At 41.1% G+C, this 13,261-nt stretch carries 13 protein-coding genes, 1 tRNA gene, 2 rRNA genes, 1 other RNA gene and 1 other annotated feature; of the genes, 4 read left to right on the top strand and 13 right to left on the bottom strand.

Features of this window, described 5'->3' with window-relative positions:
- The 8 genes from LQ188_RS26450 to tadA all read right to left on the bottom strand — a co-directional run.
- A 16S ribosomal RNA gene (locus LQ188_RS26450) occupies window positions 1-121 on the bottom strand; the annotation flags it as partial.
- A gap of 343 nt (window positions 122-464) precedes the next feature.
- Complete coding sequence (locus LQ188_RS26445; RefSeq protein ID WP_101226087.1) at window positions 465-728, bottom strand: pro-sigmaK processing inhibitor BofA family protein; 264 nt, start codon at window positions 726-728, stop codon at window positions 465-467.
- 109 nt (window positions 729-837) lie between these two features.
- Window positions 838-1,056, bottom strand: a complete 219-nt coding sequence (locus LQ188_RS26440; protein ID WP_034316261.1) for a YaaL family protein — start codon at window positions 1,054-1,056, stop codon at window positions 838-840.
- A 20-nt stretch (window positions 1,057-1,076) separates the two neighbouring features.
- A complete protein-coding gene (recR, locus tag LQ188_RS26435) occupies window positions 1,077-1,673 on the bottom strand; it encodes a recombination mediator RecR (protein WP_034316264.1) in 597 nt (198 codons plus the stop codon).
- 60 nt (window positions 1,674-1,733) lie between these two features.
- Complete coding sequence (locus LQ188_RS26430) at window positions 1,734-2,051, bottom strand: YbaB/EbfC family nucleoid-associated protein (RefSeq protein WP_101226088.1); 318 nt, start codon at window positions 2,049-2,051, stop codon at window positions 1,734-1,736.
- Between the two features lie 21 nt (window positions 2,052-2,072).
- The gene (dnaX, locus tag LQ188_RS26425) at window positions 2,073-3,770 is read right to left on the bottom strand and encodes a DNA polymerase III subunit gamma/tau (protein ID WP_230178933.1); all 1,698 of its coding nucleotides are present in this window, start codon (window positions 3,768-3,770) and stop codon (window positions 2,073-2,075) included.
- A gap of 183 nt (window positions 3,771-3,953) precedes the next feature.
- An RNA gene (gene ffs / locus LQ188_RS26420) (signal recognition particle sRNA large type) lies at window positions 3,954-4,218 on the bottom strand.
- A gap of 146 nt (window positions 4,219-4,364) precedes the next feature.
- Window positions 4,365-4,871 (bottom strand): tRNA adenosine(34) deaminase TadA, encoded by a 507-nt coding sequence (tadA, locus tag LQ188_RS26415; protein ID WP_101226081.1) that lies wholly within the window; start codon window positions 4,869-4,871, stop codon window positions 4,365-4,367.
- A 139-nt stretch (window positions 4,872-5,010) separates the two neighbouring features.
- On the opposite strand from tadA, the gene LQ188_RS26410 reads away from it, so the two are divergent.
- The 3 genes from LQ188_RS26410 (at window position 5,011) to LQ188_RS26400 (ending at window position 7,044) form a co-directional block, all read left to right on the top strand.
- A complete protein-coding gene (locus LQ188_RS26410) occupies window positions 5,011-5,556 on the top strand; it encodes an isochorismatase family cysteine hydrolase (RefSeq protein ID WP_101226082.1) in 546 nt (181 codons plus the stop codon).
- A gap of 179 nt (window positions 5,557-5,735) precedes the next feature.
- Window positions 5,736-6,395: a deoxynucleoside kinase gene (locus LQ188_RS26405; protein ID WP_230178932.1), complete on the top strand. Its 660-nt coding sequence runs from the start codon at window positions 5,736-5,738 to the stop codon at window positions 6,393-6,395.
- A complete protein-coding gene (locus tag LQ188_RS26400) occupies window positions 6,373-7,044 on the top strand; it encodes a deoxynucleoside kinase (protein WP_076373259.1) in 672 nt (223 codons plus the stop codon). The genes LQ188_RS26405 and LQ188_RS26400 overlap by 23 nt, the downstream gene beginning before the upstream one ends.
- A gap of 120 nt (window positions 7,045-7,164) precedes the next feature.
- Here LQ188_RS26400 and LQ188_RS26395 read toward each other — a convergent pair.
- The 4 genes from LQ188_RS26395 to guaB all read right to left on the bottom strand — a co-directional run bounded on the left by LQ188_RS26395 (window position 7,165) and on the right by guaB (window position 11,981).
- Window positions 7,165-7,257 (bottom strand) — tRNA-Ser (locus LQ188_RS26395).
- A 131-nt stretch (window positions 7,258-7,388) separates the two neighbouring features.
- The gene (gene serS, locus LQ188_RS26390; RefSeq protein ID WP_230178930.1) at window positions 7,389-8,666 is read right to left on the bottom strand and encodes a serine--tRNA ligase; all 1,278 of its coding nucleotides are present in this window, start codon (window positions 8,664-8,666) and stop codon (window positions 7,389-7,391) included.
- Window positions 8,667-8,729: 63 nt separating this feature from the next.
- Window positions 8,730-8,955, bottom strand: a binding site (T-box leader).
- 69 nt (window positions 8,956-9,024) lie between these two features.
- Window positions 9,025-10,344: a D-alanyl-D-alanine carboxypeptidase family protein gene (locus LQ188_RS26385; RefSeq protein WP_230178923.1), complete on the bottom strand. Its 1,320-nt coding sequence runs from the start codon at window positions 10,342-10,344 to the stop codon at window positions 9,025-9,027.
- Between the two features lie 173 nt (window positions 10,345-10,517).
- Entirely contained in the window at window positions 10,518-11,981 is a 1,464-nt protein-coding gene (gene guaB / locus LQ188_RS26380) for an IMP dehydrogenase (protein WP_101226085.1), read from the bottom strand.
- 111 nt (window positions 11,982-12,092) lie between these two features.
- Here guaB and LQ188_RS26375 point away from each other — a divergent pair, with 111 nt between their 5' ends.
- Entirely contained in the window at window positions 12,093-13,058 is a 966-nt protein-coding gene (locus LQ188_RS26375; protein ID WP_230178922.1) for a YaaC family protein, read from the top strand.
- 81 nt (window positions 13,059-13,139) lie between these two features.
- Here the strand turns inward: LQ188_RS26375 and rrf are convergent.
- Window positions 13,140-13,255: ribosomal RNA gene (rrf, locus tag LQ188_RS26370) — 5S ribosomal RNA — on the bottom strand.
- Window positions 13,256-13,261 lie beyond the last annotated feature (6 nt).

The following is a 13,261-nucleotide window of genomic DNA, read 5'->3' as shown; positions in this document are numbered from 1 at the left end:
ACGTGTTACTCACCCGTCCGCCGCTAATCTCAGGGAGCAAGCTCCCATCGATTCGCTCGACTTGCATGTATTAGGCACGCCGCCAGCGTTCGTCCTGAGCCAGGATCAAACTCTCCGAAGAAATGTTTGACTTGCTCATTTGCTTTTTTGATAGTGTGTGCTCACTTAAAATTTAACGTTGGCGCTTTGTTTTGTTCAGTTTTCAAAGAGCAATTTATCGTCGTTACTTCGTAAGCGACTTTATTATCTTATCACTTACCCAATCTAATGTCAACAACTTTTTTAAATTGTTTTTTTGATTGAGCAATTTGCGATGTCGTTATTGGCGACTCCTAATATATTATCAGGTTGATGAGTTATCGTCAATGGTTTAATTAGTTTTTTTAAAAAAAAACTATAACATGATAAAAACCCCAAGGAAATATCCATGAGGTTTTCATACGAATGACTTCTACGCAATTCCTTTAGATAATCCAATAGCCAATGGCTGCCAAAGCGGCAACTCCCGGTATTCCAAGCAAGCCGGCGACTGCCGAGGTAACAGGGTTGATAGGGACATGAATGCCCGCTTGATTCCCAAGTGTATTCAAAAAGAACAAAAATGCTGCACCGATAATGATTTTTATAATCCCCTGCCCTATGAACCGGACGGGTCTTAATGGCGCCCCGATAATAAGGAGCATTAAAATCAGGCCGCCAATTACGGCAACAAAGACAACTGGTTCCAAACTCATTCCTCCCCGCAAGCTTGTACTACACTTATATGAAGGGAACGATGGATTAAGAACTGAAAAAATGGCCATGAGGAATACGAAATCCTTCACAGCCATTTCCTTATCATCTTTTTAAGCGGACATTCCTTCTTTTAACTTCCCTGAATAAGTAGAAATATTTCACTTCCGCCAGTCTCGTTTGGGCGATTACTTCCTCAGATGGATCAACGCTTTTTTCAAGTAATGATTTTTGATTATGCCAATTCCATTTCAACTGTTCAAGCTCTTCGATTAATGAATCATTGAATTCATTCCGAAGTTTCTTTTTTTTACGAAAGAACAAGTGAAGTCCTCCCAGCTACCTTATATTTCTCTTCTTCCTTCAATTGCTTTTGATAGCGTCACTTCATCCGCATACTCCAAATCTCCGCCAACAGGAAGTCCGTGGGCAATTCGGGTCACTTTGATTCCTGAAGGTCTAAGCAACCGCGAAATATACATGGCTGTCGCTTCACCTTCAATGTTAGGATTAGTAGCCAAAATGACCTCCAGCACTGTTTCATCTTGCAGGCGCTTTAATAAATCAGGAATATTTATATCTTCCGGACCGATTCCGTCCATCGGGGAAATACTGCCATGCAGTACATGGTATAAACCATTGAACTCTCTCATCTTTTCCATAGCTATTACATCTTTAGGGTCCTGAACCACACAAATCAAACTTCTGTCCCTCTTTTGATCTTCGCAGATATAACAGGGATCTTGATCTGTAATATGACCACAGACTGAGCAATACATAAGATTCCGCTTAGCATTAACAAGTGCCTTTGCAAAATCCAAAACAGTATCTTCCTTCATGCTTAGTACATGAAAGGCTAATCGAGCAGCCGTTTTAGGACCAATCCCCGGCAATTTCATAAAACTGTCAATGAGCTTGGAAATTGGTTCTGGATAATGCATCGAATTCCTCCTAAAAATTTCAAAAGAAACCCCCTGAAAGGAAGTTTCTTTTGAACTTGCTTAAAACATACCCGGAAGGTTCATTCCCTTAGTGAATTGTCCCATCGTTTGGTTTGTCAGTTCTTCCGCCTTTTTCAAAGCATCGTTAGTCGCAGCCAGAACTAAATCCTGAAGCATATCGATATCATCCGGATCGACAACTTCCGGTTTGATGATTACATCGACGATTTCTTTATGTCCAGTCACGATGACCGTTACCATTCCGCCGCCAGCAGTTCCTTCAACCTTTTTTTCACCTAATTCTTCTTGTGCCTCTGCCATCTTCTTTTGCATCTTTTGCATTTGTTTCATCATGTTCTGCATATTACCGCCGCGCATACCCATTTTTCTTACCTCCAATTATTCTTTAATTTCAAGTAAATCATCGCCGACTAATTTCCTAGCCTCTGCTATAAAGGGGTCTTCTTCTTTTGATTCCGTTTCTTCGGGACCGTCGAACTGCTGTGTTGAGATGAAGTCCTCCCGCAACCTTTGCCACTGGCTCTCCGGAACTCCAGCTATCTCCATTCGGTGTCCGGTCAATTGCTGCATGATCGAGGCTATCACTTCCACGAAACGGTTATTTTCCATTGCCATTTGACAATGAATATCATATTTGAATTTTACCACAAAAGCTTCAGTTGACGCAGCAACAGGTTCTGCCTCCGTTAATAAAGCTGCCAATGACTTTTGGTTTTGCTGTCCTAACTGCTCAAGCACTTCCCCCCACTTACTTTTCACAGCATTAAGACCTGGCTTTGTAGCTTGTTTCAAAACTTGATTGATCTTTCCGGCAGGTGCTTTATATGCCTTTTTAACGGCCCTTTGCGCCTTAGCCTGCTCTGCAGGCTTTTCAGTCATGGCTGCCGGAATGCCGTTTTTCTGCATTTCAATCAATTTCTTCTCTAAATCTTCTATTTTCTGCTGCAGCTGCTGTAGCTGCTGTAGCTGCCCGTTATCATTTTGATTTGGCCTTTGCTCATTACATAATTTCACAAGTGCCACTTCAAGGAAAATCCTTGGATGATTTGTCCATTTCATATCCTGCTGTGTTTGATTGAAGCTTTCGATAATGGAGTAAATCGATTCAGAAGAGATCACTTCTGCCAATTCCTTAAATTGGGGATCTATCAAAACACGCTCGAAGGATTCTGCCAGTGCCGGTGCCGTTTGAAACAAAAGCATGTCACGGAAATAATAAATCATGTCTTCAATGAACCGAGCCGGGTCTTTTCCCATGGCCAGCAATTCTTCAAGGACTTCAAGTGCCACCGCTACTTCTTTATCATATATAGCTTTTGCCAGCCGGCTTAAAAACGCCTGCGAAACAGAACCGGTGACAGTCAATGCATCTTCCACAGAAACCGTATCTGAACTGAAGGATATCGCTTGATCAAGAAGGCTTAGTGCATCCCGCATCCCGCCTTCGGCTGCCCTCGCAATGATATGCAGGGCTTGTTCATCACATGAAACACCTGTTTCTGCGATGATCTGTGACATCCTGCCAACTATATCTTGGGGCTGGATCCTTTTAAAATCAAACCTTTGGCAACGGGAAATGATCGTTAGCGGAATCTTATGAGGTTCAGTCGTCGCCAATATAAAAATCACGTGCTTCGGGGGTTCTTCCAATGTCTTTAAAAGTGCATTGAAAGCACCTTGTGATAGCATGTGTACCTCATCAATGATATAAACTTTATATGTAACCGCATTCGGTGCATATTTGACCTTATCACGAATGTCACGGATTTCCTCGACACCATTATTGGATGCTGCATCAATTTCTATAACATCTGATATGGAGCCATCGGTGATTCCGCGGCAGGTAGCACATTCGTTACAGGGCTCACTTGTCGGGGCATGCTCACAATTCACTGCCTTTGCCAGAATTTTGGCGGCACTTGTTTTCCCTGTTCCACGCGGACCGGAAAATAAGTAGGCATGCGAAACCTTCTGCCCGACCAAGGCATTCTGCAACGTTTTCGTTACATGTTCCTGCCCGACTACATCAATGAATTGTTGTGGCCGCCATACCCGGTATAATGCTTGATACCCCACGGAAATCCCTCCTTTTTTTCTCCACCTTGTTTATTATACATTACTGATTTCCTTTATATCAAAGTCTAAAAAGAAATTCTATCATTGCCTCATTTTTTTCAAAAATGCCAAGCGCTTTACCTTCTTGGCATAAAAAAAAACCCACCCGAAACGAATGAGTTTTTTGTTTATGTAAAATAACTGCCGTGCACCTTCTGTCGATTAGCAACCATAAGCGTTACTTAAGCAGTTAGCTCGGCCCAGGCAACCCTGCGGCACATGAGAACTTCCACTTAATGCTGCTTCCTTCCGGACCTGACATGGTTCATGGAGTCCCATTGCGCAGGACCCGGGCGTCAACACCACTTACTTAAGGCAGGCCCTACAGAATGCTAACCTCGAGAAGGGATTCAACCTCGCTAGAGCGGATTGCGAGTACAGGGCACCGCTACCTCCCCGTCTAGCACGGCAAAAGTAATACCAATTTCAAAGCGTCATGTCGACGCATAATTCATTATACTAAGGTAACAAAAAAAACGCAAGTGTTGTTCATGGACAGTTTGATTCCAAATTTATCAAATGAAGCAAAGCCTCATTTCAACATTCGTTTTTCACCTATTTATTTTCCTCGGCAATTTTGAGTGCTTGATCTCTTTTCAACATTTTCTTTCTATTCCTAAGCTCTTTAAAAAAAGAAGTCAATATCCAGCCGCACTCTTCCCCTAATACACCGCTTGTTACATCACATTGATGGTTGAAGCGTTCATCTTGGAGTAAATCCATGAATGTCCCCGCACAGCCAGCCTTTGGGTCATGGGCTCCAAAAACAACCCTTTTTACCCTTGATTGCAAGATGGCACCAGCACACATGGGACAAGGCTCCAGCGTTACATATAATGTTGCATCTTCAAGACGCCAACTGCCAGTAGCACGGCAAGCCTCGTTGATCGCAAGCAGCTCCGCATGTGCCGTCGCATTCTGTTCCGTTTCCCTCAGGTTATGCCCCGTCGAAATAACTTGATCATCTATCACGATTAAAGCGCCAATCGGCACTTCATTCAACATCTGCGCCTTTTTCGCTTCCATTATGGCTAAATTCATGTAATAAACATCATCCTTCAAAAAAAAACCCCCTTATATTAAGTAGGAGTAAACAGACAAATATAAGACAAAATAAAGGTCATACTACTTGTTCTAATGAATAGTAACGCATGCGGCATACGTGCTGCAAGTAAATTCTCACAATATAGGAGGATATACCATGAATCGACCTGAAACGCCTTCTTTTGCATTGCTTATCATCGATATGATCAATGATTTTGATTTCAAATACGGGAATATGCTCCTGGCACATACGAAGCCTATCGTCGATCCGATTTTGAAATTGAAAAAGCAAATGAAAGAAAAGGGTTTTCCAATCATTTATATCAACGATCATTATGATTTATGGCAGGCTGACTTCGATAAAATTATTGCCAGATGTAAGAATGAAGGAAATGCCTCATTAATCGAAAGAATAAAACCTCAACAAGACGAATTCTTTCTCATCAAGCCGAAGCATTCCGCATTTTATGGAACGGCACTCAATACACTGCTTAAACGGTTAAACGTGGAAACATTGATCATTACTGGAATAGCCGGAAACATCTGCGTCCTATTCACAGCCAATGATGCCTACATGCGGGAATATAAATTATGGATTCCGAAGGATTGCATCGCTTCTGCATCAAAGGAAGATAATCATTACGCATTAAAGATGATGAACCATGTTCTCAAGGCATCCATAAAAGAAGGTGAAGACATTTAAGCCTTCAATCGAACAAGGGCACTAACCTACATCCCCCCCAATAACACTCTTTCATTCTCTTTCTTTATCAACCTGACAAAAATGTCACTAAAGTCCCAAGTCTGTGATACAATATCTCTTGGCGAAAATCCTATGACCGGGAATTTCAGCTTGATACCTCATGAAGGAGGACAGATTGGATGAAATCCACCCCATTTATCACTGTCGAAGGTCCAATCGGCGTGGGAAAAACATCACTTGCAAAAGTTATCGCAGATCATTTTCAGATTTCATTATTAAGGGAAATTGTCGATGAAAATCCATTTCTCGGGAAATTCTATAAAGATATTGATGAGTGGAGCTTTCAAACAGAAATGTTTTTTCTGTGTAACCGTTATAAACAATTGGAAGATATCGAAAAAAAGTATCTTACTAATGACCAAGCCGTGGTGGCTGATTATCATATATTCAAGAACTTGATATTTGCTGAAAGAACGTTAAAGAACGAACAATACAATAAATACCTTGAGATATTCAATATTTTAACACGGGATATGCCTAAACCTAATATGGTGATTTATTTAAACGCAAGTCTTGATACTCTTCTCTCCCGAATCGGTAAAAGAGGTCGTGAATTCGAAGAAAATATATCCTCCATTTATTTAGAGCAGTTATCCGCGGATTATCGAACATTCATGGAAACATTTGAGAAACAGCACCCTGATATCCCTGTTCTTACTTTCAACGGAGATGAGCTGGATTTTGTCGGGAACAAGGATGATTTGAAAACGATAATCAGCCAAATAGAGAATGCCCTGCACAAAGGAGTAAAGTCAAATGAACTTACGAAAGAAATATAATATTCCAAACAACGCCGTCATTACGATAGCAGGGACGGTTGGCGTAGGAAAATCGACCATGACCAATGCGTTAGCCGATGCCCTTCAATTCAGGACATCATTTGAAAAGGTTGATACGAACCCCTACCTGGATAAGTTTTACGATGATTTTAATCGCTGGAGTTTCCACCTGCAAATTTATTTCCTCGCTGAACGTTTTAAAGAGCAAAAAAAAATCTTCGAATATGGCGGCGGTTTTATCCAAGACCGTTCCATTTATGAAGACACCGGGATATTTGCAAAAATGCATTATGAAAAAGGCACGATGAATGATGTGGACTACGAAACGTATACAAGCCTTTTCAACGCCATGGTAATGACGCCATACTTCCCGCACCCTGACTTACTTATCTATCTCGAAGGTTCACTCGATGATATCCTAGACCGGATCCAAGAGCGAGGCCGTCCAATGGAACAGCATACCCCAATTGAATATTGGCAGGAAATGCACGGCCGTTACGAAGAATGGATTGATCAATTCAACGCCTGCCCTGTCCTTCGATTAAATATAAACGAATATGACCTTATGCAGGATGAAGCAAGCATCGAACCTCTTATAAAACGGATTGCCGAATATATGGAGCAAACCAAGTTGCTGCGAAATGTATAAACAGAAAAACCACCGGTTATCCGGTGGTTTTTTAATATATTAGAAAACAAAAATTCCGTTACATATCTGTAACGGAATTCATCGATATCCAATTTATGCGCTGTGGTTATTAATAAGTTATGGAGGAGGTAGAGGGATTCGAACCCCCGCGGGATTTGACTCCCCTGTCGGTTTTCAAGACCGATCCCTTCAGCCGAACTTGGGTATACCTCCGTATCAACATTTATTATATTACATGGATTTAAAATTAAAGTCAAGCCCTCTATAAAGTTTTTTAAAATAATTTTCAAACTTAGATAAAAAGGAGAATCAGCCTCTTTAAACGGAAGCTGATTCCTTTTGAATTACGGTTTTATGACTTCCGCACCGCGCATATATGGACGTAATACTTCAGGAATGATAACACTGCCATCTTCCTGCTGATAATTTTCCAAAAGGGCTGCGACTGTACGACCGATCGCCAAACCTGATCCATTTAGAGTATGGACGTGTTCCGGTTTACCTTTTGCATCACGTCTGAAGCGGATATTTGCCCGTCTAGCCTGGAATGCTTCAAAGTTACTGCAAGAAGAAATTTCGCGGTAAGTTCCATAGCTCGGGATCCAAACCTCGATATCATACTTTTTAGCAGCTGTGAAACCAAGATCTCCCGTACACATGCTTAGCACTCGGTATGGAAGACCTAGCAATTGAAGGACCTTTTCGGCATGCCCTGTAAGATTTTCCAACTCTGCATAAGAATCTTCCGGCTTCACGAATTTCACTAGTTCAACTTTATTGAACTGGTGCTGACGAATTAACCCGCGTGTATCACGACCTGCAGATCCTGCCTCTGAACGGAAAGAAGCACTGTATGCCGCATAGCTTATCGGCAGATCGTCAATGCTCATGATTTCATCACGATGGAAGTTTGTCACCGGGACTTCAGCTGTAGGAATCAAGAAGTAATCATCACTTTCAATACGGAAAGCATCCTCTTCGAATTTTGGCAATTGACCTGTGCCAGTCATGCTTGCTCGGTTAACCATATATGGTGGCAGCATTTCTTCATATCCATGTTCCTCAACATGAAGGTCTAACATAAAGCTAATTAATGCACGTTCTAATCGAGCACCAAGGCCCCTATAAAATACAAATCGGCTTCCGGTCACTTTTGCTGCCCGTTCAAAATCCAGGATGCCTAGATCTCCGGCTACGTCCCAGTGTGGTTTCGGTTCAAACTTGAATTCCGGTAATTCTCCCCATTTACGGATTTCGACATTATCGTCTTCCGTCTCACCAACAGGCACACTTTCATGCGGAATGTTCGGAATGGAAAGAAGTAATGTTTCCAACTGGGCTTCCACTTCACGAAGTTCATCATCGAATCCTTTGATACGGTCACCAACTTCACGCATTTGGGCAATCAGCTGATCTGCATCTTTTTTTTCCCGTTTCAATACGGCCACTTGCTGTGAAACTTCATTTCTTTGGCTTTTCAACTTTTCCGTCTCAGCAATCAAAGCCCGACGCTTTACATCCAGTTCCTCGAATTTACCTAAATCGGTCAAATCTTCTCCTCTAAATTGCAATACACGCTTCACTTCTTCAAAATTATTTCTTACATATTTCAAATCCAACATTTTCAGTTCCTCCTTAATATTTTTATGTTTTATCAAAGAACGCAAAAAACTCCCGTCCCCTGAAGAAGGGACGAGAGTTAACCCGCGTTGCCACCCTAGTTGAAGGCCCATCTAAAACGCCTACCACTTATCACGATAACGGCTTTTAACCGAAAGTACTTACTGACCCAAAAGGGCTTTCCATACTCTGCTCCAGGAGGGATTCACAAAACTCTCACACCGATTTCCACCAGCCATCGGCTCTCTATAGAAAGAAATACTTGTTACTATTTCCTGTCATTGCTTTCTTATATAATCAGATTGTTTTCCATAATGTACTATAATTTTATACATTACGCAACCGTTTTATACGTGAAACTTAAAACCAGCCTTTAACAGTGGAAGCTACACTGCTCCATACGTCACCAAAGAATCCGCCAACCGCTCGCATTGATAGTACGAACCAGTTTGCCTTTTCTACAGATTCAGCAGCTACGACGTTAACCTTAACCTGATCTCCGTTGATGTACCCGTAATCTTCACCTTTTTTAGGAGTGACTGTGATATAACCTAGCTTTTCACCTTTTTTGATTGGTGCAGTCAGCTTACCATCATCATTCAATTTGTTTTTATCGATCACTAAATCTGTTTTATAGTTGTCTTTCTCACCATTTTCAACAAGTAGCTCGATCGCTTTTTCAGATTGAATCTTAACGTCTTTTTCCTTGCCTTTCACTACTGAAAGTGTTTCTTTCCCTTTCACCTGGTAGTTGGCAGGAAGGACTTTGTCCTTTTTAAAGGTTGCATAAGCATAATTCATAAGCTTAGTGCTATCCGCAAAACGTTCGTTTTTATTAGTGGACTTCATGACCACCGTGATATAGCGCTGACCGTCCTGGATAACCGTCCCTGTGTGTCCATATCCGGCAAAGTCAGTAGATCCCGTTTTTAGTCCATCTACGCCTTTATATTCAAATATCAGTCCAGGCAGCATCCAGTTGAAGTTCGGATATTCTTTTCCATCACGGAACTTCAATTTAGGGATGCTGGCGATTTTCAACACTTCCGGATAATCATTTATTAAACGATAAGCAAGAAGTGCAGTATCTTTTGCTGTCATGATATTTTCATCATCTTCATCACCTGAAGGAAATTGCCCTAATAAATCGCTGTTATTCAAGCCGCTGGCATTAACGAATTTATGGTTTTTCAAGCCTAATTCCTTCGCTTTTTCGTTCATTAACTTAACGAAGCTCTTTTCACTTCCGGAAACTAGCTGTGCTAAAGCTACTGTTGCCGCATTTCCGGAATAGACGGCCATAGCTTGATATAGTTCCTTAACTGTATAATCTTCACCTTCCGTTAACCCGACATTCGACAAATTGGGTGCTTTTGAAAGGTCATGTACGTATTTATTTATTTTAACTTTTTGATCCCAACTGATTTTCCCATTTTCAATTGACTCCATTATGATGTACTCTGTCATCATTTTAGACATGGATGCAATCCCTAATACTTTATCGGCATTTTTTTCATACACGATTTGTCCTGTTTCACCATCAATGATGATGGCTGCCTCTGCTTTTAAACCTAAATTATCAGATTCAGCAACAGCTTCCCCCGGTTGATAGGCAAATTGCGACATAACAAGAACAAAAACAAAAGTGAAAATGAGGGTCATCTTGCTGATTTTTTTCAATTTCCAATACCTCCAACTTTTAAGCTAATCTCTATTACAAAGAAGAAACTTTATGTAATTCCCTTGACACCTTGTCTAGTTTATCACAGAAAAAATAAAAAAAATAGACAGAGTAATCGCAGACTCTGTCTATTTTAACAATAAATTTTAATGACGATTATATGTTAAATTCATTACATTGAGTAGTTCGGTGCTTCTTTTGTAATTTGGACATCATGAGGATGGCTTTCCCTTAATCCGGCACCAGTCATTTTGACAAATTGAGAGTTTTCCCTCAACTCTTCCAATGTTGCTGTACCGCAATATCCCATACCTGAACGAATGCCGCCAATCAGCTGGAAAATGGTATCTGATAAAGGTCCTTTATATGGAAGGCGGCCTTCGATGCCTTCCGGTACGAATTTTTTGTTATCTTCTTGGAAGTAGCGATCTTTAGATCCCTTTTCCATTGCAGCAACAGAGCCCATACCCCGATACACTTTAAATCGGCGGCCTTGGAAAATTTCCGTTTCGCCTGGGCTTTCAGTTACACCGGCAAGCATACTGCCAAGCATTACTGCATGTCCGCCTGCAGCTAGGGCTTTAACGATATCACCAGAGTATTTGATTCCGCCATCAGCAATGATCGTTTTACCATGTTTTCTTGCTTCTGTCGCACAATCGAAGACTGCCGTGATTTGCGGAACACCTACACCAGCTACAACCCTTGTCGTACAGATTGACCCAGGTCCGATTCCCACTTTCACTACATCAGCTCCAGCTTCGATCAATGCTTTCGTACCTTCGGCTGTTGCCACATTACCGGCAATGATCGTCAATTCAGGATATGTCCCGCGGATTTCCTTCACCATTTCAAGGACGCCTTCTGAATGACCGTGAGCAGTATCAAGTACAATTGCATCGACATGGGATTTAACCAGCATTTCGACACGCTTCATTGTATCCTTGGTCACGCCGACTGCAGCACCTGCAAGTAATCTTCCTTGCTTATCTTTCGCCGAATTCGGGAACTCGATGACTTTCTCGATATCCTTGATCGTAATAAGTCCTTTAAGGACACCATTATCGTCCACAAGGGGAAGCTTTTCAATTTTGTATTTTTGAAGAATCTTCTCTGCTTGTTCCAAGTTAGTTCCCACTGGCGCTGTGACCAGATTCTCTACAGTCATGACACTGGAAATCTTCAAGGAAAAATCGGAAATAAATCGCAAATCACGGTTTGTAATGATACCCACAAGCTTTTGATCCTCTATATTGTTGACTACAGGAACACCTGAAATGCGATATTTACCCATTAAATGCTCTGCATCGAATACTTGGTGATCCGGCGTTAAGAAAAATGGATCGGTAATTACACCGCTTTCTGAACGTTTTACTTTATCCACCAGTTCAGCTTGTGCTTCAATGGACATATTTTTATGAATGATACCCAATCCGCCTTGACGAGCCATGGCAATTGCCATCTCAGCTTCCGTCACGGTATCCATTCCTGCGCTGATGATAGGAAGGTTGAGCCTTAAGTTTTCAGCTAAGTTGACTTGAAGGTTAACATCTTTCGGCAAAACCTCTGATTTCGCTGGAATTAATAGGACATCATCAAAGGTTAAACCTTCTTTTGCAAATTTATTTTCCCACATTATTTTCCCCTCCTGCTTAAAAATATTATTTGTAGGTTATCAATAGGACATACTACTGTCAAGAAGAGAAATAAAAGTTTGATTATTCTATTAATTCGGAGGATAGCTGCAATGCCTGAAAACAATGATAATTTCGATAAATATACACCTTTTTTTTCCGCATCTTCCTCACAACTTTTTTTACAAAAATGTTACACGCACGAAAAAATAGCAGAAGCGGAAATAAAAAGTTACGATAATTGTTATCCATTTATTTACCATCTTGAACATGCTAAAACTTATTATAATCAGGCTGCCATTGCACCACTTTCCATACAACCAATACTGACATTTTATGGATTCGCACAATTGTTAAAGGCTTGTCTGCTCACGATTGATCCTAACTATCCGGAATCAACTTCGATGCTTGCCCATGGGGTAACAACGAGAAAAAAGAAAAAACAACAATATGAATTTTTAAAGGACGAAGTGAAAACGCAAAAGAATGGACTTTTCACCTGCATTGCCGAGAAGTTATTTCACATCAAGCATCTGGAAGGTGAAAAGTTTTCCATGGGAACATTAATGAAGGAAATCCCAGATATGCAAAACTTTACATGGTCGGTTTCAAAGAAAAATTTCATCGCCATGTTACCATCTTTGAATGGCTTTCAATTACCTTCAGCTGTATTGGATACCTATCAGATGTCCAGCAGTCGGTTGGAAGAATTTTTGAAAGCAAAAACGAATCAAGTTTACAGTATTTCAGAAGCTCCTGGGACACTGCATTTTAAAACAGATGGCGTCCCCAATCATAATGCCACGTCCCCAATACGGTATAATTTAGCAGAAGGACAGTTCATGCTATCACTAAACAAAGATTCGTCAGCTTTTTCATTACCTGAACTTTTGATCCATTATTTGATTTCTTATAACCTTAGCATAATAGCTCGTTATGAAACAGAATGGTGGGCAGAACTGTTGAAAACCATGCCTAATGATGATTACCCCTGCATTGTTCAATTCCTTAAAATAAGCCAAGCTAAGGTGCCATTCTTAATATTTGAATGGATCAAGTCCGGAAGGTTCCACCTTTGATCCCTTCAACATCCATTTGGTGTATTGATCTGGTATTAAACGAAGAAAAAAGACCAGCCGGATGGCTGATCTTTTAAAATGGCTTGGCGGCGTCCTACTCTCACAGGGGGAAACCCCCAACTACCATCGGCGCTGAAGAGCTTAACTGCCGTGTTCGGAATGGGAACGGGTGTGACCTCTTCGCTATCGCCACCAAACATAAA

Origin of the sequence: Peribacillus sp. Bi134 (assembly GCF_918698065.1) — a bacterium.
Lineage (GTDB): Bacteria > Bacillota > Bacilli > Bacillales > DSM-1321 > Peribacillus.
Note: the sequence above shows the minus strand (reverse complement) of the source record. Positions and strands in the feature narration are given on the sequence as shown.

Coding starts and splice junctions, on each gene's coding strand:
- LQ188_RS26405 (WP_230178932.1), top strand. CDS start 5,736: ATGAAATCCACCCCATTTATCACTGTCGAAGGTCCAATCGGCGTGGGA.
- recR (WP_034316264.1), bottom strand. CDS start 1,673: ATGCATTATCCAGAACCAATTTCCAAGCTCATTGACAGTTTTATGAAA.
- LQ188_RS26400 (WP_076373259.1), top strand. CDS start 6,373: ATGAACTTACGAAAGAAATATAATATTCCAAACAACGCCGTCATTACG.
- LQ188_RS26375 (WP_230178922.1), top strand. CDS start 12,093: ATGCCTGAAAACAATGATAATTTCGATAAATATACACCTTTTTTTTCC.
- guaB (WP_101226085.1), bottom strand. CDS start 11,981: ATGTGGGAAAATAAATTTGCAAAAGAAGGTTTAACCTTTGATGATGTC.
- LQ188_RS26430 (WP_101226088.1), bottom strand. CDS start 2,051: ATGCGCGGCGGTAATATGCAGAACATGATGAAACAAATGCAAAAGATG.
- serS (WP_230178930.1), bottom strand. CDS start 8,666: ATGTTGGATTTGAAATATGTAAGAAATAATTTTGAAGAAGTGAAGCGT.
- LQ188_RS26410 (WP_101226082.1), top strand. CDS start 5,011: ATGAATCGACCTGAAACGCCTTCTTTTGCATTGCTTATCATCGATATG.